The organism is Catenulispora rubra, from assembly GCF_015356825.1.
Taxonomy (GTDB): domain Bacteria; phylum Actinomycetota; class Actinomycetes; order Streptomycetales; family Catenulisporaceae; genus Catenulispora; species Catenulispora rubra.
The window spans coordinates 1-26,963 of sequence record NZ_JAACYW010000113.1 but is presented as its reverse complement, the minus strand read 5'-3'; the positions used below and the strand labels follow the sequence as shown (position 1 = coordinate 26,963).

The following is a 26,963-nucleotide window of genomic DNA, read 5'->3' as shown; positions in this document are numbered from 1 at the left end:
GACCAGACCGACCAGACCGACTTGACGCACTAGACCGACCCGCCTGTTCGCCGTCGGAAAACACGGTTGCCCCGCCGTGGGCCGCTCCGTCACGGTGGACCCCGTGCCGAAGCCACCGTCACCGATCCGGCAAGTCACGTCACGCTTGTCGCATCCCCTGTCCGCGCTGAAGGCCTCGCGGCGTGTCCGGGCCGTGCGCCTGCTGACCTCCGTCAGCCCGGCGCTGACCTGGACCGTCGCCGCGTTCGTGGTCGCCGAGGCGGCGCTGCCGAACCTGACGCTGATCGCGATGGGCCGCGCCACCGGCCGCATCCCGGCCGCCGCGCGCGACGGCCTGAGCTCCGGCGCCGGCCACTCGCTGCTGGTCGCGCTGGCCATCGCAGGGGTCTGCTACGGCTTGTCGCTGCTGCGCGGTCCGGCGGAAGACGCGCTGTCCTCCGTCGTGCGGGCGCGCATGGTGGTCGCGCTCCAGCGGCGGCTGGTGACGGCGGTCAGCGCCCCGGCGGGCATCGCGCACCTGGAGGACGCCGAGACCCTGGACCAGCTGGCCAACGCGCAGGGGCAGCTGATGAACGCCGCCCCGGCCGACGCCCCGATGACCATCGCCGCGCAGCTCGGCGGCCGGCTGTCCGGCACGATGGCCTGCGTCGTGCTGTGCACCTTCCGCTGGTGGCTGGGCCTGGCGATGTTCGCGGCGTGGATCGCGGTCCGGCATCCGCTGGGCAAGCTGATCCGCACCCGGGTCAGCAGCTTCCGGGCCGCCGGCGTGCCGCTGCGGCGCGCCTGGTACCTGTTCGCGCTGGCGACCCGGCCGGGCGCGGCGAAGGAGACGCGGGTCTTCGGCCTCGGCGGCTGGCTCGCCGCCGAGCACCGCACCCACTACGTCAGCGGCCTGACTCCCACCTGGCACGAGATCCGCCGCCAGGCCCGGCGCGTGGCGGCCGTGGGCATCGGGGTCTTCGCGGTCATCGCCCTCGGCGCCGGAACGCTCGGCTGGACCGCGTACCACCACGAGATCGGCCTGGGCACGCTGGCGGTGATGCTGACGATGCTGCCGGCGTCGATGTCGGTCGGCACGGTCTCGATGACCGACTTCCAGCTGGAGATGATGCTCACCGCGCTGCCCGACCTCGACGCGCTCACCGAGTCGCTGGTGCCGACCGCGGACCCGGCGGACAGCAGCGCCGGGAGCGTCGACCCGGCGGGCATGCCGGCCCGGGACGTGGTCTTCGAGAACGTCGGCTTCCGCTACCCCGGCGGTGAATCAGAGGTCTACAGCGACCTGAATCTGACGCTCCACGCGGGGGAATCGACCGCGTTGGTGGGGATCAACGGCGCCGGCAAGACCACGCTGGTCACCCTGCTGGCCCGGCTGCGCGACCCGGGCCACGGCCGGATCCTGGTGGACGGCGTACCGCTGAACGACCTGAAAGTCCGCGACTGGCAGAAGCAGATCGCCGTGGTCTACCAGGACTACACGCGCTATCCGCTCACCGCCGAAGACAACATCACGCTGAACCTTCTAGGCGATCCGGTCGATGAGGCGGCCTTTGAACAGGCCGTCGAGCGCGCCGGTGCGACAGACCTGATCGAGGGTCTGTCGAATGGCCGGCACACGATCCTGTCCCCGCAGTACGAAGGCGGGACCGACCTGTCCGGCGGCCAGTGGCAGCGCATCGCCTTGGCCCGTGCGCTGTACGCGATCTCCCGCGGCGCGACGGTCCTGATCCTGGACGAGCCGACGGCGCAGCTCGACGTGCGCGCCGAAGCAGCGTTCTACAAGCGGTTCCTGGAGATCACGCAGGGTGTGACCAGCATCGTGATCTCGCACCGGTTCTCCACGGTCCGCCGGGCCGACCGCATCGCGGTGCTGGACGGCGGCCGGATCACCGAGCTCGGCAGCCACAGCGAGCTCCTGGCCCGCGCGGGCACCTACGCGGACCTGTTCACCAAGCAGGCGGCGGCATTCACCGGGGGACGGAAGAGGGCATGAGCGGTACGGCACCAGACGCGGCGCGCGGCGCGGCCCCGGACACGGCTAACGGCGCGACTCCGGGCGCAGCTCACGGCGCGGGGCCGAACACGGCTCCTGAAGCGGCCTCGAACTCGGCTCCCGACGACGCGACTCCCACCGCCACCGACGAAAAACCGCCCCGCAGCTTCGAACCGGCCCGCCGCCGCCAGCGCCGCCGCCTGTTCGGCGTCCTCGTCGGCTCCGGCTTCCGCGCCGCCCCGGGCATGATGACCGCCGCGGCGCTGATGAGCCTGCTGGGCACCGCGGCCTCGGTCAGCTACCCGATCGGCTACCGCATCCTCGTCGACGCCGCGCTCCACCACGACGCCACCCGCGTCGTGGTCGGCGTGGTGGTCGTGGCGGTCCTGTTCGGCGCCGGCTGGCTGCTGCAGAACCTCGCCGTCGCGCAGGGCTCGCCGCTGACCGACGTCGTCAACGTCTACCACGCCGAGCGCATCGCCGGGATGGTCAACGACATCCCCGGCCTTGAGCACTACGAGGACCCCGAGGTCCTGCGCGAGGTCGAGCAGCTGCGCGACGGCCGCCGCGGCCTGGCCGCCGCGCCTCGCCAGATCACCGGCATGGTCTCCAACGCCATCCGGATCGGCACCATCGCCGTCCTGCTGGCCACGGTCTACCTGCCGGTCCTGCTGGTCCCGATCGCAGCCATCGCCCCGGCGCTGGCGAGCCGGCGCGCCTCGAAGATCGCCAAGAAGAACGAGACCGACCTGGCCGACGACCGCCGGCTGCTCGGCGACCTGTTCGTGATCACCACCTCCGCGGACACCGCCAAGGAACTGCGCACCTACGGCATCGCCGACGACCTGGCGACCCGCCACCACGAACTCGGCGACGCGGTGCGCAAGTCCGCGGTCGGCGCCGCGCTGCGCGGTGCGGCGTGGGAGGCCGCGGGGTGGCTGTTCTACGCGGCGTTCTTCATCGCGGCGATCGTCGTGCTGGTCCTGCGGGCCACCCACGGCCAGGTGTCGCCCGGGGAGATCGTGATGGTCGTCAGCCTGCTGCGAAGGGTGCAGAGCCAGCTGTCCACGGCCTCTGACACCGCCGGCAGCCTGGCGCAGTCCATCCGCAACGCCAAGCGCATGCTCTGGCTCCAGGACTACGCCAAGACCCAGATCCCGACCGGCACCATGGAGGCGCCGCAGACCCTGGCCGAGGGCATCCGCCTGGAGCACACCGCCTTCGCCTACCCGAACTCCGACAAGCAGGTGCTGCACGACCTCCTGCTGGACCTGCCGGCCAGCTCCACGGTCGCGCTGGTCGGCGAGAACGGCGCGGGCAAGACCACCCTGGTCAAGCTGCTGACCGGCATGTACGCGCCGAGCGAAGGCAGAGTCCTGATCGACGGCACCGACCTGGCCGACCTGGACCTGGCCTCATGGCGCGGCCGGCTCACGGCGACGTTCCAGGACTTCGTCCGCTACCAGACGCCGGCCCGCCAGGCCGTCGGCGTCGGCGACCTCCCGCGGCTGGACGACGACGCCGCACTGGCCTCGGCTGTGGAGCGCGCGGAGGCCGGCGGGGTCCTGGCGCAACTGCCCGACGGCCTCGACACCCAGCTCGGCCGCTACTTCCCCGGCGGCCGCGAGCTGTCCGGCGGCCAGTGGCAGCGGGTGGCGCTGGCCCGCGGCCAGATGCGCGAGCAGCCGCTGCTGACAGTGCTGGACGAGCCCACAGCAGCCCTGGACGCGATCACCGAAGCCGCGGTGTTCGACCGGCACGTCCGCATCGCCGCCGAGCGCCGGGAGCAGGGAGCGATCACGTTGTTCGTGTCGCACCGGTTCTCCACGGTGCGCGCGGCGGATCTGATCGTGGTGCTGGACGGCGGCCGGGTCGTGGAGACCGGCAGCCACGAGGAACTGATGGCTGCCGACGGGCATTACGCGCAGCTGTATACGTTGCAGGCGCGCGCCTACCTGGACGATGCCGATTCGGGCCCCTCGACAACGTCCTAGACCACCACGACCCGCTTCCCCAACGTGTGCCGCCGCACGAAGTCGGCGCACGCCTGCGGGCCTTCGTCGAGGCTGTAGCGGCGGGCGATCGTGGCGCGTAGTTCGCCGCGGGCGCCGGCCTCGGCGACGTCGTGCATGGAGGCGAGTTCGGCGTCCATGTCGAGGATGAAGCGGAGTTCGACGTCGTCGCGGCCGAGCATGTCCGGTGTGGTGATCGGGAAGGTGATCGTCAGGAGTCTGCCACCCGGGCGCAGGGCTTTGGCTACGGCGGACAGGCGGTCGCCCGGCAGGACGACGTTGATCGCGACGTCGACGTCGGCCGGGTAGTCAGACTCCTGATATTCGATGACGTCGGCGGCGCCGAGTGTGCGCACGGTTTCGGCGTCGCCGTCCGCGTCGCTCGCTGTGGCGATCACGTGCGCCTGCGCGGCAGCGAGCAACGGAAGCAACGCCGTACCGACCCCGCCGGTCGCCCCGACCAGCAGCACCCGCTCCCCCGGCCGCACGTTCGCGGCGCGCGCCGTCGCCAGCGCGGCCTGGCCGGCGGTGGCGAGCGCCGCGGCATCCGGCGCGGCGAGGGCGGCGGGGCGGTGCGCGATGAGCGGCGTGTCCGCTTCGACGACGGCGTACTCGGCCATCGCGCCGGTGCCGAGCGAGGGGCGCGTGCCGGCCATGGCGCGCAGGACCCTGGGAACGGCCGTGCCGAACACCTCGTCTCCGACCGCGTAGCTGTTCACGCCTTCGCCGAGGTCGGTGACGGTTCCGGCGAAATCGAACTCACCGCTGGGCAGCTTCACGTCGGCCGGGTTAACAGAGGCCGCGGCGATCCGCACCTGCATCTGCCCGGGCCCCGGTCGTGGCACGGGAACCTCGGCGACCTCGTACTGCTCGGGCAGGCCGTAGTCGGTGGCGACGACGGCTTTCATCACCTTCGAATCCCGCTTGTCCACTACCCCTCCGACCACGCCCGAAGCCTCCCGTCCGCTGCGCGCCGACGCCGCCCGGAACCGCGCGCTGCTGCTCACCGCCGCCGCCGACGAGTTCGCCGAGCACGGCTTGGAGGCTTCAGTAGCGGACATCGCACGCCGCGCCGGAGTCGGCAAGGGCACGGTGTTCCGCCACTTCCCGACCAAGGACGACCTGATCGCCGCGATCGTGCTCGACCGCGTCGAGGACCTGCGCGCCGTCGGCGAACGCCTGCTCACAGCCGAGGACCCCGGGGCGGCACTTCTGGAATTCCTGATCGCCGCAGGCCACCAGCGCCAACAACGCGACCTGTCGTTCCTGATGGCCGCCGGAGAACTGAAGCCCGAAGTGAAACAGGCCCAAGCCGCCCTGTTCCAAGCCATCGAGGACCTGGTCGCCCGAGCCCGCGCAGCCGGCGCGGTCCGCCCGGACGTCACCGGCACCGACGTCTTCCTCCTGATGTGCGCCCCGAACTACGTCAGCGGCTACGTCCCCGACGCCCCACCGGACCTGTGGCGCCGCTACCTCGCGATCATCTTCGACGGCCTGCGACCCGAGGGCGCACACGCGCTGCCGCAGCCTTCGCCGACGCTCTGAGCTGCCCGCTCAATCCAACGTCACACCGCCACCGGCGCCTTGATCGCCGGATGCGGGTCGTATCCGAGCACTGCGATGTCCTCGTATACGTAGTCGAACAGCGAATCCGCCGGCTTCAGCTCCAGCGTCGGGAACGTCCGCGCCTCGCGCGTGAGCTGCAACCGTGCCTGCTCGACGTGGTTGTCGTAGACGTGCACGTCGCCGCCGGTCCAGACCAGGTCGCCGACGGCCAAGCCGGTCTGCGCCGCGATCATGTGGGTCAGCAGTGCGTAGGAGGCGATGTTGAACGGCACGCCCAGGAACATGTCCGCGCTGCGCTGGTAGAGCTGGCATGACAGTTCGCCGTCGGCGACGTAGAACTGGAAGAAGGCGTGGCACGGCGGCAGGGCCATGTTCGCCAGCTCCGCGACGTTCCAGGCGGAGACGATGATGCGGCGCGAGTCAGGGTTCGTGCGCAGCTGGTTCAGGACCTCGGTGATCTGGTCGATGTGGCGGCCGTCGGGCGTCGGCCAGGAGCGCCACTGCACACCGTAGACCGGTCCGAGGTCGCCGTCGGGGGCGGCCCACTCGTCCCAGATCGTCACGCCGTGCTCCTGCAGCCAGCGGACGTTGCCCTCGCCGCGCAGGAACCACAGCAGTTCGTAGGCGACGGACTTGAAGTGGACCTTCTTCGTCGTGATGAGCGGGAAGCCGTCCTGGAGGCGGTAGCGGAGCTGGTGTCCGAACAGCGATCGCGTGCCGACACCGGTGCGGTCGGACTTGACCGCACCGGTGGTCAGCACACGCTGGAGCAGGTCTTCGTACTGCGTGTCGGGCATGCGTGCACGGTACCGCCTACGGCTTCGTGGGAGCGCCCGCGACGCGACGAGGGGGGGTCACAGCGCCGCCGGGCCGCCGACCGGCTCGGGTTCGGCGCGGCCCGGCCGCTCGGCGGAACACCAGTGGGAGGTCCCCTGAACGGAAGCCTCAGGATGCTCAGGCCCGATGCGCCGCCCACGCCGTGCGCGCGCCGCGCACCACCAGATCGGCGCGCCGCAACAGGAACTCCTTGCCCTCGGGATCAAGGAGGCGGTCTAGATCGGCACGGTCCTCGGCGGACAGTTGGTCGGCCAGACGCTCACGCATACGGCTGGTGATGCGGTGCGCCAGCCGGTTCGCGGCCGGCGGGGCGGGATGGATATCGAGGTCGAAGACGCGCTTCTCGGCAACCGTGAACCCGGCACGCTCCAGGTGGCCGGTCCAGTCCGGCCAGGAGTTCCAGCCGTTGTCCGCCGCGGCTTGCCGACAGCGTTCTTCCAAGCCCGGATAGACGCCGTCGGGCAGGAAGCGCGGCATCCCGTCCATCTCGACGACCACGAGCAGGCCGCCAGGGTTCAGCGCCGCGTGGATGTCGGCGAGGACCCGGCCGGGGTCGGCGACGTGGTGCAGCGAGGAGCTGGCCCAGGCCAGGTCGGCGGTGCCGACCGCGGGCCAGCCGGTGTCGAGGTCGGCCTGGGCTGTGCGCAGGCGGTCGGCGATGCCTTGGGCGGCGGCCGCGGCCTGAAGGCGCTCGAGCATGGTCGGCGAGCGGTCGATCACGATCAGCTCGGCGTTCCCGAAGCGGCGCGCGAGCGCCAGGGTCCCGGTTCCGGTACCCGCTCCTACGTCGAGGACGGTGAGCGGCTCGGCCTTGGTGTGGGTGGCGGCCCAGGAGGTCAGCTCGTCGAGGTAAGGGCCGACCACCTCGGCGTCGAGGTCCAGGACGTCCGCCATGGAGGCGGCGGAGGCGGCGTCTGCGTCGTGGTGGTGGCCGTGCCCTTGCTGGTGACCGTGCCCTTGGCGGCCGATGTGATCGTGTTCCATGCCTCCAGCGTAAGCGCGATCTGCGCGAGCGGCATATCATCTTGCCTATGACGCAAGAACCCGACGTCGACGCCATCGTCCGCCAACGCATCCGCAGCCTGCGCCTGGCCCGGGGCTGGACGCTGGATTCGCTGGCCGCACGCTGCGACCTGAGCCCGTCCAACCTCAGCCGCATCGAGACCGGCCAGCGCCGCATCGCCCTGGACCAGCTGGTGCCGATCGCCCGCGCCCTGGGCACGACCATCGACCAGCTGGTCGAGCCGCCGGACGAGGCCGGCGTGGTGATCCGGCCCGAACCGGTCTGCGGCACCCCGGGCGTGACCAGCTGGCTGCTGTCGCGCGAGCGCTTCCTGAACGGCGTCAGCGTCGCCAAGCTGCGCATCACCGCCGAGCGCCCCACCGGCCCGGACCAGCTGCGGATCCACTCCGGGTACGAGTGGTTCACGGTCCTGTCCGGGACGGCCGAGCTGCGGCTCGGCGAGCGCGTCATCCTGGTCCAGGAGGGCGACGCCGCGGAGTTCAGCACGATGACGCCGCACCTGATCACCGCGCACGGCGCCGCCGTGGAGATCCTGTCGATCCTGGACCACGAGGGCTCGCGCGCACACCGGCGCGACACCGACCCGCACTGAACACAACACCGACCCCCGCCAACCCGCCAAGCAGCAATCAGGTCCGGCCGCCAACGACTACCGGCTCGCACCGCCCCCGGTCTGGTCCCGCGCGAGCACATCGGCCACCGCGTCGACCACCGCCTCGATCGAGTCCCGCACCCCGGGCGACAGCTGCTCGTCCTCGGTCAGCCGCGCCAGCCGCCGCCGCGCCGATCGGCCGCGCAGGCCCGGGTACAGCTCCTCGTCCAGGCCGCAGGCGTGCACGATGCTGCCCAGCGCACGATCGCCGGGCGAGGAGACGTTCTCCACCCGCGTCCGTACATACGCGCACCGCTCCAGGTCCACCAGCACCAGCCGGGAGCGCACCCGGCCGCCGGCGTCCCCCCGACGCTCGATCCGGATCACCCCCCGGTCGGCGAGCAGGGTCACGTACTGGTGCAGCGCCGCCGGCTCCGTGGGCCGCTCGCTGAACCACGCCTGCAGCCGCGGCGCCCCGCCCTCGGCGTGCAGCGTGGCCAGCGACCGGTCCACCAGCGGATGGCCGATCGGCCGCGGATCGGCGACCGCGATCCGGCCCTCGGCCACCGCCACGCGCCCGGCCAGACTCAGGTCCAGCGCCTCGGCCCCCCGTAACGCCGGACCCATCGCCTCGGCGGCCTGCACCCGTCCGTCGCGCGGGCTGATCGCGAGTAGGAGTAGATCATCCCCGATTGTCACAGGGCCGAGCATAAGGGTGCTTACTACACTGGTGAAAGACGCGGGCGACGACGAACCCTTACATCAGGGCCCGGACGCCGTACGCCGACGTGCGGGCGGCACGCGAGACGCCGCTGGCGGCGCCGCATCATTCCCCGACGGCAGCGCCGGGGGAAGTACCGTAAGAGGCGCCTTGAGAGACGCTTGAGACGCGCCGGAGACCGCCCCCGGATGCCGGACGACCGCCTCGGCCGACTCCAGGACTCACAGGACTCACGCGCTCAAGGTAACCCCCGCCCCGGCCCGCCGGAACCGGCGCGAGCCAGGCGAACGATTCGCCACCGAGCATGCCATGTCCGCAGATGAGCTGCTTTCGAGTGAATCCTTAGGTGACAACCCCTAACCGTTGAATACCGCTTTACCGACCCCTTGCCATGGTCCGTCTGGTGTCATGGTGCTGATCGGCGCTTGGATCCGCCACGGCGCCGATCTGCGCGGCGTCCGAAACCGGGGCGGAACGTGCAGTGTCAGTCTCTTTATAAAGACACTGAAAAGTTGTCAAGATCTACTTATCGGGCAAGTCCAAAGGCTTCGTCAAATGTCTTGACTTCGCATCGCAGCAAATGAAACCTTCGAAGACGTAGCAGTCCAAGCGAGGACAAGAGTGCCGGAAAAAGACAGGACACAGCTGCCTGCCTGCCGTGGGGGTCCGGTTAGCACGCCGCCCGTCGCAACGCACTGATGTGCGCCGCGCGCGCCCTCCTTCGAACCCGGTCGTCTTGCCGCGTTGACGGAACGGAGGGGGAATGCCGGTCCAAACCACTTACCCCGGCGTCTACATCGAGGAACTCCCGAGTAGCGTCCGGACCATCATCGGGGTCACCACCTCGGTGACCGCTTTCGTCGGGCAGACCCGCCGGGGCCCGCTCAACCAGCCGGTCACGCTGACCAGCTTCGCCGACTTCGAGCGGCAGTTCGGCGGGATCAGCGCCGACAGCCCGGTCAGCTACGCGGTCTCCCAGTTCTTCGCCAACGGCGGGAACGTCGCCATCGTGGTCCGCGCGGCCGCGGCCGGCAGCGGGGCGTCCGCGAGCCAGGCGCTGGCCTCCACAGACAACCAGACCACCGCGACGGCTCTGACGCTGACCGCGACCGAGCCGGGTGCCTGGGGCGACGCGCTGCGCGCCACCGTCAACTACGGCACCGCCACGCCGACCAAGACCTTCAACCTCACCGTCTCCGACACCGGCGGCACGATCAGCGAGTCGTACAGCAACCTGTCGATGAGCTCCTCGGACCCGCAGTACGTGAGCTCGGTGGTGAACGCGGGCTCCGCGGTGGTCTCGGCCGCCGCGACCGGCACCGGCCGCCCGGACCCGTCCGGCACGGTCTCCAAGGACTTCCCGGCCACGCTGCCCGACCTCACCCAGAGCTTCCAGGTGGCGATCGGCTCGACCCAGCACGACGTCACGATCTATCAGAGCCCTGCGGACGGCGCCTCGCCGCCGGCCACGGTCGCGGAACTGGCGACGCTGTTCGAACGCAAGCTGCGCGCCCTGCCGGACGCGCCGGGCAAGCGGGCCTTCGGGGGCCTGCGGGTCTACGCGGTCGGCCAGAAGATCCAGGTCGTCGCCGGCTCCTCGGACCCGGCGGACACCGTCCGCTTCACCGGCACCGAGGCGAACAACCTCGGCCTGGAGGGCTCGGTCAACCCGCCGGCGTTCGCGCTGACCGGCGGCACCGACGCTGGCAAGCCGTCGCCGACCGACCTGATCGGCAGCGAGGCGGCCAAGACCGGGATCCAGGCGCTGCGCGACGTGCTCGACGTCAACCTGCTGTGCCTGCCGGAACTGGCCGGCTACAGCGACACGGTCCAGGCCACCACGGTGATCTCGGCCGCCGAGTCGCTGTGCCAGGACAAGCGGATGTTCCTGATCGTGGACGCCCCGGCGTCCTGGACGACGCTGGACACCGCCCGGGCGCACCTGTCCGACTTCGACCCGGTGCGCAACGACCACGCGGCGCTGTACTTCCCGGCGCTGGAGGCGGTCGACCCGCTGACCGGGCGCCTGCGGGAGTTCCCGCCGTGCGGCGTGGTGGCCGGCATCATGGCGCGCACCGACAGCCAGCGCGGGGTGTGGAAGGCCCCGGCCGGCACCGACGCGCAGCTGATGGGCGCCTCGGCCCTCACCGTGACGATGACCGACCCGGAGAACGGGCTGCTCAACCCGCTGGGTGTCAACTGTCTGCGAAACTTCCCGGTGGTCGGCCCGGTGGTCTGGGGCGCCCGGACGCTGGCCGGGGCCGACATCCTGGCCTCGCAGTGGAAGTACGTGCCGGTGCGCCGGACCGCGCTGTTCCTGGAAGAGAGCCTCTACCGCGGAACGCAATGGGTGGTCTTCGAGCCCAACGACGAGCGGCTGTGGTCGCAGATCCGGCTCAACGTCGGCGCGTTCCTGCGGACCCTGTTCCAGCAGGGCGCGTTCCAGGGCACGTCGGCGAAGGACGCGTACTTCGTCAAGTGCGACAAGGACACCACCACGCAGAACGACATCAACAGCGGCGTGGTGAACATCGTGGTCGGCTTCGCACCGCTGAAACCGGCGGAGTTCGTGGTCGTGCAGATCCAGCAGATGGCCGGACAGCTGCAGGTGTGAGGGGGACCCAATGGCGGAATTCACAGTCAACGCACAACGCTTCGACCCGTACAAGAACTTCAAGTTCCTGGTGGTGTGGGACGGCCGGACGGTCGCCGGGGTCAGCAAGGTCAGCGCCATCAAGCGGACCACCGAGGTGGTCAAGCACCGCAGCGGCGGCGACCCCTCCACGCCGCGCAAGTCGGCCGGGCGCACCGAGTTCGACGGGATCACGCTGGAGCGCGGCATCACCCACGACCTGGAATTCGACCAGTGGGCCAACAAGGTCTGGATGGTCGGCGCGGGCCGCGGGGTGGAGTCCTCGCTGCGGGACTTCCGCAAGGACATCGTGATCGAACTGCTCAACGAGGCCGGCCAGGTCGCGGTGGCGTTCAAGGTGTACCGGGCGTGGGTGAGCGAGTACCAGATCACCTCCGAGCTCGACGGCAACGCCAACGCCGTCGCGATCCAGCACATCAAGCTGGAGTGCGAGGGCATCGAGCGCGATCCGGAGGTCGCGGAGCCTGAGGAGCCCTCCTTCACGTTCCCGTCCTGACCGGAGACGTGGATGCCGGGGGCGGTGGACGTGCTGGCGACCTGGGAGGCCGGGACGACGGCCGGCGCGGCCGAGCGGACGCTGCTGCTGCACGCGCTCGCACGGCCGCGGGCCGGCGTCGCGGACTTGAAGGCGACGGCCGTGGGGCAGCGGGACGCGGAGCTGTTCGCGTTGCGCGGCGCGCTGTTCGGGGACCGGATGGAGGTCGTGGTCGGGTGCCCGGACTGCGGGGAGAAGCTGGAGTTCGAGCTCGGGGTGCGGGCGCTGCTCGGGGATCGGGCACATCAGATCCCTGATGGGCCTGGCTCCTCCGAGCGCGACGGTTCCTCCGAGCTGGACGGCTCCTCCGATCCGCACGCACCGCAGGTGCTGCACGTCGACGAAGGCTCGTGGTCGGTCGACTTCCACTCACCGACCGCGGCCGACCTCGAAGCGGTATCAGGCATCGGCGATGCCGACGCCGCCCGCAAGGCACTGCTGGCCCGGATCGTGATCCGGGCCGAGCGTTCGGGCCGCAAGATCGACGCGTCCCGGATCCCGGCCCCGGTCCAGCAGGCCATCGCTTCGGCCGCAGCCGTTGCCGACCCGGCGGCCGACGTCCGGCTGGCGATGCAGTGCCCTGAGTGCTCCCAGAAGATCAGCGCGGAACTCGACATCTCCGAATACCTGTGGCGCGAGCTGGACGTCTGGGCGCGCGCCATCCTCTCCGACATCCACCTCCTCGCCTCCTGCTACGGCTGGAGCGAGGACCAGATCCTGGCGCTGAGCCCTCAGCGACGCCGCTACTACGTGGAACGGTGCGTCGATGGCTGACTTCTTCGACCGACTGCTCGCGAAGTCCGCGTCCGCACCGGTTGCGCGGGCCGCGGACGGCGACGGCGTCAGAAGCGCCGCCGCACAGCCTCGGCTGCCGCATCCGTTCGAACGCCCCGGCACGGCCGGGGACCTCGAATGGACCGAGCAGCCGTCATCAGAATCCGAATACTCGAGGCGGGGGAACGCGATGGAGCATCGGAGCGAGCCGGCGTTCGGCACTCGGGCCGCCGGGCCCGCGCTGCCGCGCTCCGAGGACCGCGCCGTGACCCGGTCCCGGCCGGACAGCCGATCTTCGACCGAGCCGGGCCTTGGACCTCTTCTCGTCGTACCGGCCGCGGCGGAGCAACCACTCCCCCGGTCGAATCCGCCGACGCTGCCGATCGCCGCATCGCAGAGTTCTTCCAGACTTACCGCTGCCCGCGCCTCGGCCGATTCCCCAGCCAGCGCTTCGGCTTCCGGCTCGCCGGCGGACCGCGCTCCCGCGACCGCGATGCCCACCTCGCGCCAGGCCTCGGCCCAACCTGCGCCGACGCCACGAGCGCGCCTCGCCGAACGCGGCGCACCACCGGCCCAGCGCGCGGCCACCGCACCACAACCGCCGTCGGTCACGGTCCGGATCGGCCGGCTGGAGGTCCGTGCGGCGACCCCGGCACCCGCCGGTCCGGCGTCCCGGCCCGACCGCCGGACGCGCGAACCCGCGCTCAAGCTCGACGAGTACCTGGCCCGTGAAGGGGGGCGCCGGTGAGCAACTTCCTGGCGGTGGCCACGGCCACCGAGGCGCTGCGGCTGTTCATCGTCCGGGCGCTGACGCCCGACATCCCGTTCGCCGTCAACGTGATCTCCGGCCGGCCGCCGGCCGAACCGCCGGCCGAACCGACCATCACCGTGTTCCTGTACCAGGTGACGCCGGATCCGCACCTGCGCAACCGGGACGAGCCGATGCGCGCCTCGGACGGGACGCTGCTCAGCCGACCGGTCGCGGCGCTGGATCTCAGCTATCTGATCACCTTCTTCGGCGACGAGACGCAGCTGGTCCCGCAACGCATGCTCGGCTGCGTCGTGCGCAGCCTGTACGAGCTGCCGATGCTCACCGACGACCTGATCGCCGAGGCCGCGCAGATGCCGTTCCTGGCCGGCACCGACCTGCCGGCGGCGCCGCAGCGGATCCGCTTCACTCCGACGCACATGGACACCGAGGAGCTTTCGAAGCTCTGGTCGTTCCTGCTCCAGACCAGCTACACCCTGTCGGTGACGTATCAGGCCGCCGCGGTGCTGCTCGACGGCCGCGAGACGCCGACCGCCGGCAAGCCGGTCCTGACCCGCACGCTGACCGCCGTGCCCAGCACCGGCCCGCAGATCAGCGAGATCCTGTCCCGCCCGACCTCCGACCCCGGCGCGGTCCCGCAACCCGGGCCGGTGCCGTCCGGCGACACGCTGGTCATCCGCGGCAGCGGCCTGAAGTCCGACGAGGTGCTGGTGCGCTTCGACGCGCTGGAGGTGCCGGTGCCCGCGACGCAGGTGCGGGACACCGAGCTGACCATCGCGGTGCCGGCGACGTTGCAGCCCGGGACGTACACCGTGTCGGTGGTGCACAACCTGCTGCTCGGCGTGCCGCCGACGCCGCACCGCGGGTTCGAGTCCAACGGCGTGCCGTTCGTGCGCCAGCCGACGATCACCGGCGCGGTGACGGTGGCCGGCAAGACCGGCACGGACCCGGTGTCCGCGCAGCTGGGCGTCACGGTGGACATGCCGGTCGGCGACACCCAGCGAGTCAGCATGCTGCTGGACGAGATCACGCCGGCCGCCGGGACCCAGCCGCGCAGCTACCAGTTCGACGCGCCGTTCCCGCTCGGCACGCGCACGAATCCGCAGACGGTGACGGTGCAGGCGACGAACGTCGCGGCCACGTCGTACCTGGTGCGCGTGCAGGTGGACGGCGCACAGAGCCCGCTCGGCATCGGTGCGTCAGGGCACTTCGACTCGCCGTCGGTGAACCTCGGCGCGGCGGCGGCCACACCGGCTCCCGCGAAGAAGGCCGCAGCGCGCAAGACGACGCAGGCCCCGTCGACAGAGCAGCAGGGGAGCTGAGATGAGCGGGGCGCGCCCGGACGGCCGCGGTGAGGAGCACCTGCAGGCGCTCGCCGCCGCGATCTCGGACGTGCTCCGACGGCTGGACGCGCATGCGGAACAGGGAGCAGGCCGCGATTCGAACGCCGACGGCAAGGCCGGTGCCGCTTCGGACCGCGCCAAGACCGGCTCGCGGCACGCCCACGCCTCCGCCCCGGCGGGCGCGGCAAGCGATGAGGCTGCTGTGCTTGCCGGTGGTTCCGCCCTGGACACCGTCACCGCCTGCTTCGGCCTCACCCCCTTCGAGCGCGACCTCCTCGTCCTGGCCGCGGCCGCCGAGATCGACCCGCGCACTCCGGCCGCGTGCGCCGCCGCCTCGGGACCGGAGCTCGCCTATCCCACGTTCGGACTCGGCCTGGCCGCGTTGAGCGACCCGCATTGGAGTGCCCTGACACCGGTCGCTCCGCTGCGCCGCTGGATGCTCCTGTCCATCGACGAGTCCAACGCGCTGACCAGCGCCCGCATCCGCATCGACGAGCGCGTCCTGCACTTCCTGCTCGGCGCGCCCTACCTCGACCCGCGGCTGCACGGCCTCATCGAGGCCACGCCGCGCCCCGACGCGCTGCCCACCTCCCAGCACGTCGCGGCGGAGCGGATCGCCGCGGTGTGGCAGCGTCCTGACACCGAGCCCCGGGTCGAGATCGTCGGCGCGGACCGCCAGACGCGGATCGAGATCGCCGCCCACGCCGCCGCAGCTTGTGGCTTGCGGCTCTACGCCGTACGCGCCGGCGAACTCCCCGCCGACCCAACCGACCGCGACGCTTTGGCGCGCCTGTGGGAGCGCGAAGCCGTCCTGCTCCCCGCCGCGCTGCTGGTCGATGTCGACGGTCCCGAGGACGCGGCCCGTGCCGAGGCCGTGCTCGCCGCCGGGACCACGCCGTTTGCGCTGTCGAGCCCTGATCCGCTGCCGACACTACGCGTGCACCGCGAGCGCGTCGGCGCGACCATGCCGACCACCGAAGAACAGCATCTGCTGTGGGCCTCCACACTCAACGGCACAGCCGCGCTCGCTGAGCCGAAGTTGCGCGAGCTCGTCTCGCAGTTCTCGTTGCCCGCGCACGTGATCCGGGCCGCCGGTGTCGCCGTCCGGCACGCCGCCGAAAGCCAGGACCCGGCTGCGGATCAGGACCCCGGCGAACTCTTGTGGCGCGCCGGTCTCGCCGAAGCGCGCATGGGCCTGGCCGACCTCGGCCGCCGGGTCGAGCCGCGCGCGTCCTGGGACGACCTGGTCCTGCCGACCGCCCAGCGCACGATCCTGCGCGAGATCGTCGCGCACGTCCGGCAGCGCGCGACCGTCTACCGCGACTGGGGCTTCGACGCCGTGCTGCGCCGCGGGCTGGGCGTCACCGCCCTGTTCGCCGGCGGCTCGGGCACCGGCAAGACCCTCGCGGCCGAGGTCGTGGCCCGCGAGCTCGGCCTGGACCTGTTCGTCATCGACCTGTCGCAGGTGGTCAGCAAGTTCATCGGCGAGACCGAGAAGAACCTGCGCAAGGTCTTCGACGGCGCCGAGCGCGGCGGCGCGCTGCTGCTGTTCGACGAGGCCGACGCGCTGTTCGGCAAGCGCAGCGAGGTCAAGGACAGCCACGACCGGTACGCGAACCTGGAAGTCAGCTATCTGCTGATGCGCATGGAGGAGTACCGCGGGCTGGCGATCCTCACCACCAACATGAAGAAGGCGCTCGACAGCGCGTTCATGCGGCGGATCCGGTTCGTCGTCGACTTCCCGTTCCCCGACGTCCCCGAGCGCGCCGAGATCTGGCGCCGCGTCATCCCGGAGCAGACCCCCGCGCGCGGCCTGGACCCGGCGCTGCTGGCCCGGCTGACCGTGGCCGGCGGCTCGATCCGCAACATCGCGCTGGCCGCCGCGTTCCTCGCCGCCGACGAGGGCGAGGAGCTGCAGATGCGGCACATGCTGGCCGCCGCCAGGACGGAGTACCTGAAGCAGGAGCGCTCCCTGCCGCCGGGCGAGGTGGCCGGATGGATCTGATCCGCGAGGTGCACCTGGAGATCGACGAGCTGGTGTTCACCGGGCTCGGGGCGCTGGACGCCGCGGGCGTGGCGAGTGTTTTCGAACGCGAACTCGGTCGGCTGGTGCGGGCGAAGGGGCTGCCGATGGAGGCGCTGCGGCCGGAGCGGGTCGCCGAGGCCGTCGCGGCGCTGGCGCCGTTGCCGGCGACCGGTTCGGCGCGGCGGTTCGGGCTGGCGCTGGCGAACGCGCTGTTCGCCGGGCTGTCGGGCGGCGCGTCCGGCGGCGTGGTGACGCAGACGTCTTCTATCCCGATCGTTAGGCCGCCGCAGCGCCCTGCGACGTCCGGTCCGTCCGGTGCGTCGGGTCCTGAGCCGACCAGGAGCGCGGCATGAGCGCCCCGGCGGCGATGGCGCCGCAGGCGAAGCAGGACTCGAAGAAGGACGGCAGCAAGGGTGCCAAGCGTCGTGAGCGTCAGCCGAAGCAGCGGCAGCCGCTGACCCGGCCGCGTCCGGCGGCTCCGCGTCCGGTCGAGCCGGGCAAGATCCTCGCCTCGGCGGGCCGTCCGCTGGACTGGGGCCTGCGCCGGGACTTCGAGGTGCAGCTCGGCCACGACCTGTCGCGGGTCCGCGTGCACACCGACCGCGACGCCGCCGGGCTGGCCGAGCTGATCGGCGCGGACGCCGTCACCGTCGGGCCGGAGATCTTCTTCGCCGCCGGCAGCTACCGGCCGGAGACGGCGGAGGGTCGCAGGCTTCTGGCTCACGAGATCCTTCACACCGTCCAGAGCCCGCAGCCGCGCGGATCGCTCGGCGGCCGGCGTGACGGCGACGCCGGACTCGGCCGGGTCAGCGTGGCCTCCGAGCCGATCGAGCAGGAGGCCGAGCGGGTGGCGCGCGGGCTGACCGCCGGCCGGGCCACCAACCAGGCGCGGCAGGTGCGCGAGCACCTGGAGCCGACGCCGGGCCTGCTCCGCTACGCCACGGTCAGCGCCGACAATCAGCGTACTGAGCAACTCGATCCGGCGACCGTCGTCGACCGGCTCGTCGCCGGGCTGCTGCGCTCGCTGCGCGGCGACCCGGACGACCGGTCGGGGCGCGTCCAGTTGCAGCTGGCCAAGCTCGCACCCGAGCTGCGTGAGAACGTGCTCAACACGTTGCAGCAGCGGATTCCGTCCTCGGACTTCAGCAAGGTCATGGCGCTGGTCGGCAAGCTCGACGTCGAGGCCAGCGACCCGCCGATCGACTCGCACGAGACGCCGGAGCCGGTGTCGGAGCCCGATCCCGAGAGCGAGCAGGACGACCGGGAGACGGAGCGGCAGTCGCACGACGAGGTCGCCGAGGTCCAGAGCCAGGACAAGAAGACCGAGAAGAACGAAAAGAACGAAAAGAACGAGAAGGAACGGCCCGAGAAGGCCGGCAAGAAGAATCAGCACGACAAGGACGAGCCCGTCAAGGACGAGGCGCCCAAGGATCAGACCGCCAAGGACTCTGAGCAGAGCAAGGACAGCACCGAGAAGGCTCAGAACACCGCAGCCGACGAAAAGACGGCGCCGGGTGCGCCGGGAGCCCAACTGGCGGCCGGGGCGATCGGGGCAGCCGGAATCGGCGCCGTAGTCAGCGCTTCGGCCGGCGATGGCGGGTTCGGGAATGTCGCGGCCGGAGCGGTCGACGACGCGGCGTTCGCACTTGACAGTCCCCTGCTTCACCATGGGTTGCTGCGGCGCAAGGGCCAGCAGAAGCACGACACCGTGCCACCCGGCGAGGAGCCGATCGGGCTGCCCGCCGACGCCACCGCCGAGGTGGCTGCCCCGGCTGAGGTGACGCCGGAGGCGGAGCCGACCGCATCGGGTGCCCGGGGTCGCGGTGTCGGCGGGGCGGGTGCTGGCGGCGCGGCCGGTGGTACGGCTGCGGGTGCGGCCGGTGCCGCCGGGCCGGTATCCGACGGCCTGCCCACATCAGACCTCGATGTCAGCTCGGTCCCGACCGCGGACCAGATCAAGCTGTCGTCCGACGGCTCGGTGGTCGAGCCGAGCGTGCCGGGCTTCCCGGCGCCGCCGAAGGACGACGCCGTCGATCCCGGCGTGCCGCCGGAGCAGGAGGCTCGGGAGCGCACTGCCGACTATCGCGCTGAGCAAGCACAGGAGCAGCGCGAGGGACCGCAGGCGCAGACCGATCCCGGGCAGGTCGGCCCGGACGCGATCGAGTCCGAGCCGGAGACCGAGCCCGCCGCCGAGAGCGCGCCGCCGGAACCGGCCGGACCGCAGGATCAGGGCCTGGACGACCAGTCCGCGCCGTCCGGCCCCGAAGCGCACGCCGGTCCGGACGGCGGGGAGTTGGCGCAGGCCGCCGAGCAGGGCCGGGCCGAGGGCGGGCCGCAGGTCGACGAGGCGTCCGGGGTTCCGGAGAACGGCGCGCCGGGTGCGGCCGAGCCGGATCAGCAGGCTGATGCCGCGGGCCCTGATTCCGCGCAGCAGCCGGACCAGCAGGCCGACGGCGCTCCCCCGGCCGACGGCTCGCTGGAGGCCGGCGGTGGCAGTTGCGGTGGTGCGCCGGAAACCGCGCCGGACACCGACGCCGCAGGCAAGGGATGTGGCGGCGGAGGCGGGGGCGGGGGTGCCGACGCGGCTCCGCCTGCTCCGGCGCCGCCGCAGGTCGCGACGCAGGAGCCGCAGGCCGCGCTGGCGACCGTCAGTACCCTGGCACCGGACCAGATGCAGGCGACCATCGGCGGCGTCGACCAGTCTGTGCAGACCTCGGTCGGCAAGGACCGGGCCGCCCTGACCGCCGCGCCGCCGTCGATCGAGCGGCCGTCCGGGGCGCCGCAGGTGCTCAACGGGCCGCCGACCTCTGCGCCGGCGGTGGCGACTCAGGTCCCGAAGATGGAGGCCCCGCCGCCGCAGCAGAAGGGTCCGGAGCAGAAGCCGCAGGAGAAGCAGGTCGCCAAGGGTCCGGCTCCGGCGGCGAACGTGCAGCCGCCCAGCGTCGCCGGCGACACCGAGGGCAAGGTGACGCAGGAGGAGGCGGACCGCGTCCAGGGGTCGATCAACAACATCCCGACCACCGACCCCTCGCTGCACACCACGGTCGGCGCGGCGCCGACGGTCCAGCTGACCGGGGACAAGGACCCGGCGCAGACCGACCAGCAGATGGACACGCTGCACGACCGGTCCGGGCAGGTCGCGGCGGTCGGGCGTCAGGATGCCGCGTTGCCGTTGGGTGAGACCCAGATCTACCCGAATGTGAAGCCTGAGACGCTCAAGGGTGCGGTGCCGGGTCCGGCCGGGGCGCAGGGCGGGCCTGCCGCTGCCGGCGGTGTCGGCGGCGCGGGCGCGGGTGCCGGCGCCGCGAACAGCATGGCGCAGGCCACGTCGGTGGTCGCCCAGCAGGAGCGCGGGCCGCAGTTCAAGGCCGCGTTCGACCAGGGCTCGACGCAGATGGGCACGCAGCAGCAGAAGAAGGACACCGACACCACCCAGGCGCACGAGCAGAACCAGCAGCAGATCGACGCGGCCGTCAAGGAGGCCGGCACCCAGCAGGCCGACGAGCGCGGGAACGTCAAGCAGCAGGCCGACCAGGGGCGTCAGCAGTGGCGGGACGAGCAGGACCAGAAGATCGCGGACGCGAACAAGGACGCCGACACCCGGCACGGCAAGGCCCGCTCGGACGTCGACGACCAGGCCAAGAGCACCGACAAGCAGATCACCGACCGTCAGGACACCGACAACAAGAGCATCGACGACCAGCGCGCCAAGGCCGAGGACGACGCGCGCAAGGAGAAGGCGAAGAAGCGCAGCGGCGGAGGCGGCTTCTTCGGCTGGGTGAAGTCGAAGATCAGCGCCGCGTTCAACGCCATCTGCAACGCCATCAACGACATCTTCGACGCCGCCCGCAAGCTGGTGCAGGGCATCATCAGCACCTTCACGAAGTTCGTGACCGGGCTGATCGACCTGGCCGCCAAGGCCATCGTCGGCTTCATCAAGGTCTTCGCCGCCGGCCTGATCGCCCTCGGCGACGTGCTGCTGGCGGCGTTCCCGGGCATCCGCGACAAGTTCCGCAAGCTGATCGAGGGCTGGCGCGACAAGGCGATCGCCAAGGTCAACTCGATCGCCGACGGCCTGAAATCCGCCGTCAGCAAGCTTCTGTCGGCCCTGGGCTCCCTCCTGTCGAGCATCCTCGACGGCCTGCAGGCCGGGCTGATCGCCGCGGTGAACTACGTCCGCAACCAGATCAACAACCTGATCACCTGGGCCCAGCAGGCCCTGGCCGTCTTCGGCGAGTTCGCCTCCATCATCGTCGACATCGCCCAGAACCCCGGCCGCTGGATCAGCAACCTGGCCACCGCCGTGAAGGACGGCGTGCGCCTCTACCTGTTCGGCGCCATCGTCAGCGCCGTCAAGAACTGGTTCACGCAGAAGATCGAGAGCATCATCGGCCTCGGCAAGGCCATCTTCGACATCCTGGTCAAGGGCTGCATCAGCATCGGCCAGATCGTGAAGATGGCCTGGAAGGCCCTGATAGCCGCACTCCCCCAGATGATCATCCAACTGGTCATCGAGAACGTGATAGCGGCCCTGATCCCCGCGGCGGGAGCCGTCCTCAAGATCATCCAGGGCCTGGTCGCCGCCTACAACACCATCAGCCGCATCATCGCCGCCATCAGCACCTTCATCAAGTTCCTGAAAGCGGTGAAGTACGGCCAGGCAGCCTGCCTGTTCGCCCAGACAGTCGCCTCCGGCGCCGTAGCCCTCATCGACTTCATCGCCAACTGGCTCCTGTCCAAGCTGAAGGGCGCCGCCAGCGGCATCACCAGCAAGCTCAAGGGCATCGCCCAGAAGATCATGGCGGCCCTGGGCCGCGGCGCCAAAACCCTCCGCAAGGCAGCCGGCAAAGCCTTCACCGCCGCCAAAAAGGGCGCCAGCAAAGCCATGGCAGCCCTCAAGAGCGGCGCCAAGAAACTCGGCACCCTCACCAAGAACGGCCTCAAGCGCGCCGCCGCCCTCGCCAAACGCGGCTGGAACGCCCTCAAGCGCGGCGCCAAAGCCCTCGGCCACCGCCTGGCGAACACCAAGCTGGGCAAGGCACTGCTCAACGGAGCGAAGAAGGTCAAGCAGGCCTTCCAGACGTGGAAACAGAAGGCCTCGGACTGGTGGAAGAAGAAGCACCCGCCGAAGAGCCCTGAGGAACGACTCGCAGCCGCGGTCGCGCGGATCCAGCCGAAGGTCGACTGGATGCTCGGGAAGGGCGTTCCCGGTTTCGCCCTCAAGGCAGCGCTGCGGGGCATGCGGATCTGGTACCGGCTCGCATCGTTGGCGATGACAGGAAGCTCGGACTTCCAGATCGCGGCCACCATCAACCCGACGGTGACGTTCTCGAACGGCGCGACGGTGGATCGCGACATGTTGTTGCGCTTCCTTCGGCAGGTTTCCCAGGAAGTGATTTTCTCGCCGAGCAGCAAAGCCGGCGCGGAATCCGGTATATCGATGTCCAGTCAAATGCGCGGTGTCGTCCCGAAAAACCGCAACGTGGTTGAGGTCAAGAACCGGGTCGGCCTCAATTCCCTCGCGAACTTCACTCAGACGAAGATGAGCCCACAGCTCACCTTCACTCGCGAGGACATCGATTTCGAGCGCCCCGGCGGACCGCCGTTGACGGTGACCTGGATGCAGGGCTACATGAACAAGCTCCAGACCACGTTCCAGAAGCTCCGCAACAAGTTCGTCACCATCCCGAAGCTGCCCAAGAGCGTCACTCCCCTGTCAGCACCGGCTCCGCCCGGCACCAGCGGGTCGTACGCGCGCCTCATCCGCGATGTTCAGCTATTGCCCGGTGGTGCCACGCTCGCCGCCGAGATGGCGCAGGTCGTGGGTGGAGACCGCACCGGTATGGCGAACCCGGATTGGGCGGCGAGCATGGCCGTCCTCATGACCGATGTCGAGAGCATGAGAGGCAAGGCCACGATGGCCACCGCGGCGATGGTCATGCAGAACGCGATGACGACGGGCGATCTGGCCACGGAGCTGGGCAGGTCCCCGATGATCCCGCAAGGCGCGCAGGCCGCCGCGGACGAGGTGAACACCTATCTCTCTTCTGGAGGACTCAGCGGCAAGACCGAGTCCTCGCTCAGCGGTGGCGCACAGGCGATGATCAAGGCCGAAGTCGATCTGGTGGAGGCTTGGATCAAATTGCAGGACATCAAAGTCGACCACGGCTCCAAGAAGAGCGTCGAGGATCAGCTCTGCGACCAGATCAGAAAGCGGATACACGCGTTCTACGGCACCGCACCGCAAGACGTGAAGATGTTCCAGATGTGGCAGGATGCCAAGCGACAAGGGATTGACTTCCAGACATTCACCCGGCTTTACCGGGCGCGAAAGGGCTGACATGGCATCCGGCACACTCCATAAATCGGACTCGCAGGTGTTCCGCGCGGCGGAGGGAGAATCGGAGGTGGCCCGCGCCGCCGAGATGCTGGACTGGCCGCTCAGGGGCGTGATCGACGCCGACCCGGCTGCCGGTGTCCCCTACGAGGCGCAGTGGGGGATCGGAACCGGACCGACGTTGCACTACGTGATGCACGGGCTTTCCGACAGCTCCTTCTTCTTCGCCAGCGCGGACGATCCGATGGCCGCCGCGTCGGCCGCCGGACTCGCCGCCCCGTACCTCGACGTCGAGACCTTCGATGAACTGCTGGCGGACGTCGACCGGGCGAAGGGCCTGAACCAGATCGGCAGAGCCTTGTTGCGTGCGGCGCTGGGTGCCCCCGAGGCCGTCGACATGCGGCTGGTCGACCGGATCAGCAACACGTTGCGTGATCGGGATCCCCAGCTCCGCGAGGCGGCGATCTGGGCGATCACGATCCAGCCGTGGACCGACTATCGGCTGTTGCTGACGAAACTAGCGGCCGACGACCGGGATCAGCGCATCAGGGATCTGGCCCAAGTCGTCCTAGAGGGATACGAGGCGCACCTGTCATGACCATCACCTACGCCGACCTCCCCAAACCCATCCGCTCCGGCATAGTCGTCGTCGACCCCGTCACCGGTACGCCCACCGTGGCCATCGTCATGCAGTTCAACCCCGACAGCTTGCAGCGCACGCTGGTGCCGCAGGCGGCGACGGACGGGCAGCAGGGGGATCGGTTGGAGGCTTTGCGGTTGGTGGGGCCGGCCAAGGAGGACTGGAAGATCGAGGTGGAGATCGATGCCACCGATCAGCCTCAGATCGAGGCTCCGGACGGGATCATGCCGCAGCTCGCTTTGCTGGAGATGCTGGTGCAGCCGAGCTCCGCCACCATTCGGCTGAATCAGGCTCTTGCTGATGTCGGCACCATTGAGATCACGCCGGTGGAGACCCCGCTCACGCTCTTCACCTGGGGTGCGAGTCGGGTCATGCCGGTGCGGATCACCGAGTTCTCGGTGACCGAGCAGCTCTTCGACGTCGACCTCAACCCTGTGCGGGCCACGCTCAACCTGACGTTGCACGTCCTCACCACCAGCGATCTGCCGACGCATCACCGCGGCGCGGAGCTCTATCTGGCGCATCTGGCGCAGAAACAGGCTCTGGCGCGGAAGGTGCCGCAGGGGGTGCAGCTCGGGGTGCTCGGGATCGGAGGGATCGGATGACCATCGACAACACTCAGGCCGCTCTGGCCGCGGCGGCGACGCCTTCGTCGTATCCGCGGACCAGTCGCTACTACGCCGTGCCGACCGCCGTCCACACGACTGCGGACGGCACGCAGATCCCCTACCTCACTCGGCGGTTCCTGCCGGATCCGAGCGCGCTCACCGCCGTGGACTCCTACAAGGTCAAGGCCGGGGATCGGATCGACCAGATCGCCTACCGCTTCCTCGGCGATCCGACGCAGTGGTGGCAGCTCGCCGATGCCAATCCTGCTCTGGATCCGCAGGAGCTCACCGCGACGCCCGGTGCCACGCTGCAGATCACTCTGCCCGGCGGGATGCCCAGTGCGACGCCGGGGACCGGGGGTTTCGTCAGTGGCTGAGGTCTCGCTGATCCGGCTGCACCTGCTGATGGGCCCGCAGATCGCGGTGCCGGTCCCGCAGCCGGTGACCGACGCGCTGCTCACCGCGCAGGTGACGGTCACCGCCGGCCAGCGCAGCGGGTTCCAGCTGGCCTTCGACCTGACCAAGAACTCGCCGCTGAACCAGGTGCTGCTGCCCGCCGGCTTCTTCGACCCCAAGACGCGCGTGGTCATCGCGGTCACGGTCAACGGCACCATGTCGGTGCTGATGGACGGCGTCATCATCCGGCAGGAGGTCGGGATCAGCGGCAAGGCCGGGGCCTCGACGCTCACCGTCACCGGGGAGGATCTCACGGTCCTGATGGACCTGGAGGAGAAGCCCGCGACGGCCTTCGCCGCCATGCCGCACTTCGCGCGCTGCGCCGAGATCATCGGCAACTACGCGCAGTACGGCATCATCCCGCTGGTCATCCCGGAGATCTTCCCGCAGACGCCGTCGCCGACGCAGCGGATCGACTTCCAGAAGGGTACCGACCTGGCCTACCTCAACCAGCTCGCGCAGGCCAACGGCTTCGTCTTCTACCTCGACCCGGGCCCGATCCCCAACCAGAGCAAGGCCTACTGGGGCCCGGAGGTGCGCCTCGGCGTCCCGCAGCACGCCATCAGCGTCAACATGGACGACCTGTCCAACGTCGACTCCCTCACCTTCGCCTTCGACGGCACGGCCCGCGAGCAGCCGCAGGCCCGCATCCAGATCCCGTTCACCCGCACCTCCACGGTGCTGCCGGTGCCCGAGGTCAGCATCCTGCGACCCCCGCTCGCGCTGCGCCCCGCCCCGGCGCTGAAGAAGACCGTCATCGACGACACCGCCAAGAAGGACGCCAGCCAGACCCTGGCCGAGACGCTGGCCGCCGCCGCGCAGTCCGCCGACGCCGTCAGCGGCTCCGGCCAGCTCGACGTCACCCGCTACGGCCACGTCCTGCGCCCCCGCGAACTCGTCGGCGTCCGCGGCGCCGGCATCACCTACGACGGCCTCTACTACGTCAAAAGCGTCACCCACAACCTCAAGCCCGGCGAGTACACGCAGAACTTCACCCTCGTCCGCGAGGGACTCATATCCCTGACACCGGTCGTCGTGCCGTAAGTCGTGCCGTAAGGAGCCAAAGCCGTGACCGAGCCGACCAAGTACATCGGCAAGTACCGGGGCAGCGTCGTGAACAACATCGACCCGATGAGCATGGCGCGCCTGCAGGTCCAGGTGCCGGACGTGCTGGGCGCCGAGATGTCCTCCTGGGCCCTGCCGTCCTTCCCGGTGGCCGGAAACGGCATGGGCATGCACGTCATCCCGCCGGTCGGGGCCGGCGTGTGGGTCGAGTTCGAGCAGGGCGACCCGAGCTACCCGATGTGGACCGGCTGCTGGTACGGCGGCGCCACCGAGCTGCCCTCCGACGCGCAGACCGCGGTGCCGGGGCAGGCGCCGATGGTCCTGCAGACGCAGGGCAAGCACACCCTGGTCATGTCCGACACCCCCGGCGGGCCCGGCATCACGCTGAAGTCCCCCTCGGGCGCCTCGATCGTCATCGACGACACCGGCATCCACATCAGCAACGGCCAGGGCGCGAGCATCGACCTGGTCGGACCCAGCGTGACGATCAACGGGGAGGCGTTCAAGGTCACCTGACCTCACGCCAGAAGCACCAGCAGGAAAAACGGAGGGGAACAGCTCGTGTCCGGAAATCTGCTCCACACCCAGGCGACCATCACCTGCCCGCACGGCGGCCGCGCGAACCCGGTCCCGGCCCAGACCCGGGTCCTGCTCGGCGGCGATCCGCTCGACGGGTTCTCAGACGTCTACACCGTGACCGGCTGCCCGTTCACGCTGCCCAACGGCAAGCCGCAGCCCTGCGTGACGATCCGCTGGGTCACGCCGTCGTCCCGGGTCGCGGTCGGCGGCGCGCAGACCCTGGATCAGGGCTCTGTCGGCATCTGCCAGAGCGTCGAGCAGATCCCGCAGGGCTCGCCGCTGGTCTCCGCGGTGCAGCAGCGCCGACATCTTCAGCTGCAACTCAGGGCCCTTCAACACCAGCGGCGTGGAGATGGGCGCGCTGACCGCGCGGATCAGCGCCGCGATCAACCGCACCACGCTGCTGATCGAGGCCATCGCCGGGGTCTTGTGC

General features: G+C 70.5%; 22 protein-coding genes. 18 read left to right on the top strand and 4 right to left on the bottom strand.

The window, feature by feature from the left end:
- The first annotated feature begins 103 nt into the window (after positions 1-103).
- Entirely contained in the window at positions 104-1,993 is a 1,890-nt protein-coding gene (locus GWK61_RS59815) for an ABC transporter ATP-binding protein (RefSeq protein WP_194912947.1), read from the top strand.
- Positions 1,990-3,987 carry an ABC transporter ATP-binding protein gene (locus GWK61_RS27615; RefSeq protein ID WP_194912938.1) on the top strand — a complete coding sequence of 666 codons (1,998 nt, stop codon included), beginning with the start codon at positions 1,990-1,992 and terminating at the stop codon, positions 3,985-3,987. The genes GWK61_RS59815 and GWK61_RS27615 overlap by 4 nt, the downstream gene beginning before the upstream one ends.
- On the opposite strand, the gene GWK61_RS27610 is transcribed toward GWK61_RS27615, so the two are convergent.
- A complete protein-coding gene (locus GWK61_RS27610; RefSeq protein WP_194912937.1) occupies positions 3,984-4,913 on the bottom strand; it encodes an NADP-dependent oxidoreductase in 930 nt (309 codons plus the stop codon). The genes GWK61_RS27615 and GWK61_RS27610 overlap by 4 nt on opposite strands.
- 16 nt (positions 4,914-4,929) lie before the next feature.
- Between GWK61_RS27610 and GWK61_RS27605 the strand changes: the two genes are divergently transcribed.
- Positions 4,930-5,550 carry a TetR/AcrR family transcriptional regulator gene (locus tag GWK61_RS27605; protein WP_194912931.1) on the top strand — a complete coding sequence of 207 codons (621 nt, stop codon included), beginning with the start codon at positions 4,930-4,932 and terminating at the stop codon, positions 5,548-5,550.
- Positions 5,551-5,570: 20 nt separating this feature from the next.
- Here GWK61_RS27605 and GWK61_RS27600 read toward each other — a convergent pair whose 3' ends face one another.
- Entirely contained in the window at positions 5,571-6,368 is a 798-nt protein-coding gene (locus tag GWK61_RS27600; protein WP_194912929.1) for a thymidylate synthase, read from the bottom strand.
- 157 nt (positions 6,369-6,525) lie between these two features.
- Complete coding sequence (locus GWK61_RS27595; RefSeq protein WP_228563041.1) at positions 6,526-7,392, bottom strand: class I SAM-dependent methyltransferase; 867 nt, start codon at positions 7,390-7,392, stop codon at positions 6,526-6,528.
- 47 nt (positions 7,393-7,439) lie between these two features.
- Here GWK61_RS27595 and GWK61_RS27590 point away from each other — a divergent pair, with 47 nt between their 5' ends.
- Complete coding sequence (locus GWK61_RS27590) at positions 7,440-8,024, top strand: helix-turn-helix domain-containing protein (RefSeq protein WP_194912927.1); 585 nt, start codon at positions 7,440-7,442, stop codon at positions 8,022-8,024.
- Positions 8,025-8,081: 57 nt separating this feature from the next.
- Here GWK61_RS27590 and GWK61_RS27585 read toward each other — a convergent pair whose 3' ends face one another.
- Positions 8,082-8,723, bottom strand: a complete 642-nt coding sequence (locus GWK61_RS27585; RefSeq protein ID WP_194912925.1) for a GOLPH3/VPS74 family protein — start codon at positions 8,721-8,723, stop codon at positions 8,082-8,084.
- Between the two features lie 785 nt (positions 8,724-9,508).
- Here GWK61_RS27585 and GWK61_RS27580 point away from each other — a divergent pair.
- The 14 genes from GWK61_RS27580 to GWK61_RS61705 form a co-directional block, all read left to right on the top strand.
- The gene (locus tag GWK61_RS27580) at positions 9,509-11,359 is read left to right on the top strand and encodes a phage tail sheath family protein (protein ID WP_194912923.1); all 1,851 of its coding nucleotides are present in this window, start codon (positions 9,509-9,511) and stop codon (positions 11,357-11,359) included.
- Between the two features lie 10 nt (positions 11,360-11,369).
- Positions 11,370-11,894, top strand: coding sequence for a phage tail protein (locus tag GWK61_RS27575; protein WP_194912916.1), 525 nt, complete (start codon positions 11,370-11,372; stop codon positions 11,892-11,894).
- 12 nt (positions 11,895-11,906) lie between these two features.
- Positions 11,907-12,707: a hypothetical protein gene (locus tag GWK61_RS27570; protein WP_194912914.1), complete on the top strand. Its 801-nt coding sequence runs from the start codon at positions 11,907-11,909 to the stop codon at positions 12,705-12,707.
- The gene (locus GWK61_RS27565; RefSeq protein WP_194912912.1) at positions 12,700-13,455 is read left to right on the top strand and encodes a hypothetical protein; all 756 of its coding nucleotides are present in this window, start codon (positions 12,700-12,702) and stop codon (positions 13,453-13,455) included. The genes GWK61_RS27570 and GWK61_RS27565 overlap by 8 nt, the downstream gene beginning before the upstream one ends.
- Positions 13,452-14,798, top strand: coding sequence for a Pvc16 family protein (locus GWK61_RS27560; protein WP_194912911.1), 1,347 nt, complete (start codon positions 13,452-13,454; stop codon positions 14,796-14,798). Before GWK61_RS27565 ends, GWK61_RS27560 begins: the two co-directional genes overlap by 4 nt.
- Position 14,799: 1 nt before the next feature.
- Positions 14,800-16,824, top strand: a complete 2,025-nt coding sequence (locus GWK61_RS27555) for an ATP-binding protein (RefSeq protein WP_194912909.1) — start codon at positions 14,800-14,802, stop codon at positions 16,822-16,824.
- Positions 16,815-17,198 (top strand): hypothetical protein, encoded by a 384-nt coding sequence (locus GWK61_RS27550; RefSeq protein ID WP_194912907.1) that lies wholly within the window; start codon positions 16,815-16,817, stop codon positions 17,196-17,198. The genes GWK61_RS27555 and GWK61_RS27550 overlap by 10 nt, the downstream gene beginning before the upstream one ends.
- Positions 17,195-23,185, top strand: a complete 5,991-nt coding sequence (locus GWK61_RS27545; protein WP_194912902.1) for an eCIS core domain-containing protein — start codon at positions 17,195-17,197, stop codon at positions 23,183-23,185. Before GWK61_RS27550 ends, GWK61_RS27545 begins: the two co-directional genes overlap by 4 nt.
- 1 nt (position 23,186) lies before the next feature.
- Complete coding sequence (locus tag GWK61_RS27540; protein WP_194912900.1) at positions 23,187-23,780, top strand: hypothetical protein; 594 nt, start codon at positions 23,187-23,189, stop codon at positions 23,778-23,780.
- Complete coding sequence (locus GWK61_RS27535) at positions 23,777-24,427, top strand: CIS tube protein (protein WP_194912898.1); 651 nt, start codon at positions 23,777-23,779, stop codon at positions 24,425-24,427. Before GWK61_RS27540 ends, GWK61_RS27535 begins: the two co-directional genes overlap by 4 nt.
- Positions 24,424-24,807 carry a LysM peptidoglycan-binding domain-containing protein gene (locus tag GWK61_RS27530; protein ID WP_194912897.1) on the top strand — a complete coding sequence of 128 codons (384 nt, stop codon included), beginning with the start codon at positions 24,424-24,426 and terminating at the stop codon, positions 24,805-24,807. Before GWK61_RS27535 ends, GWK61_RS27530 begins: the two co-directional genes overlap by 4 nt.
- On the top strand, positions 24,800-25,930 hold the full coding sequence (locus GWK61_RS27525) for a hypothetical protein (RefSeq protein ID WP_228563039.1): 1,131 nt from the start codon (positions 24,800-24,802) through the stop codon (positions 25,928-25,930). Before GWK61_RS27530 ends, GWK61_RS27525 begins: the two co-directional genes overlap by 8 nt.
- Before the next feature lie 24 nt (positions 25,931-25,954).
- Complete coding sequence (locus GWK61_RS27520) at positions 25,955-26,467, top strand: phage baseplate assembly protein V (RefSeq protein WP_194912896.1); 513 nt, start codon at positions 25,955-25,957, stop codon at positions 26,465-26,467.
- Positions 26,468-26,876: 409 nt separating this feature from the next.
- Positions 26,877-26,963 (top strand): hypothetical protein (locus GWK61_RS61705; protein ID WP_499702315.1); only part of this gene is annotated, 87 nt, incomplete at its 3' end.

What these genes read in the sequence shown, in the direction of transcription:
- GWK61_RS27615 (WP_194912938.1), top strand. Translation starts at nt 1,990, where the DNA reads ATGAGCGGTACGGCACCAGACGCGGCGCGCGGCGCGGCCCCGGACACG.
- GWK61_RS27610 (WP_194912937.1), bottom strand. Translation starts at nt 4,913, where the DNA reads ATGAAAGCCGTCGTCGCCACCGACTACGGCCTGCCCGAGCAGTACGAG.
- GWK61_RS27600 (WP_194912929.1), bottom strand. Translation starts at nt 6,368, where the DNA reads ATGCCCGACACGCAGTACGAAGACCTGCTCCAGCGTGTGCTGACCACC.
- GWK61_RS27595 (WP_228563041.1), bottom strand. Translation starts at nt 7,392, where the DNA reads ATGGAACACGATCACATCGGCCGCCAAGGGCACGGTCACCAGCAAGGG.
- GWK61_RS27590 (WP_194912927.1), top strand. Translation starts at nt 7,440, where the DNA reads ATGACGCAAGAACCCGACGTCGACGCCATCGTCCGCCAACGCATCCGC.
- GWK61_RS27580 (WP_194912923.1), top strand. Translation starts at nt 9,509, where the DNA reads ATGCCGGTCCAAACCACTTACCCCGGCGTCTACATCGAGGAACTCCCG.
- GWK61_RS27575 (WP_194912916.1), top strand. Translation starts at nt 11,370, where the DNA reads ATGGCGGAATTCACAGTCAACGCACAACGCTTCGACCCGTACAAGAAC.
- GWK61_RS27570 (WP_194912914.1), top strand. Translation starts at nt 11,907, where the DNA reads ATGCCGGGGGCGGTGGACGTGCTGGCGACCTGGGAGGCCGGGACGACG.
- GWK61_RS27565 (WP_194912912.1), top strand. Translation starts at nt 12,700, where the DNA reads ATGGCTGACTTCTTCGACCGACTGCTCGCGAAGTCCGCGTCCGCACCG.
- GWK61_RS27555 (WP_194912909.1), top strand. Translation starts at nt 14,800, where the DNA reads ATGAGCGGGGCGCGCCCGGACGGCCGCGGTGAGGAGCACCTGCAGGCG.
- GWK61_RS27550 (WP_194912907.1), top strand. Translation starts at nt 16,815, where the DNA reads ATGGATCTGATCCGCGAGGTGCACCTGGAGATCGACGAGCTGGTGTTC.
- GWK61_RS27545 (WP_194912902.1), top strand. Translation starts at nt 17,195, where the DNA reads ATGAGCGCCCCGGCGGCGATGGCGCCGCAGGCGAAGCAGGACTCGAAG.
- GWK61_RS27540 (WP_194912900.1), top strand. Translation starts at nt 23,187, where the DNA reads ATGGCATCCGGCACACTCCATAAATCGGACTCGCAGGTGTTCCGCGCG.
- GWK61_RS27535 (WP_194912898.1), top strand. Translation starts at nt 23,777, where the DNA reads ATGACCATCACCTACGCCGACCTCCCCAAACCCATCCGCTCCGGCATA.
- GWK61_RS27530 (WP_194912897.1), top strand. Translation starts at nt 24,424, where the DNA reads ATGACCATCGACAACACTCAGGCCGCTCTGGCCGCGGCGGCGACGCCT.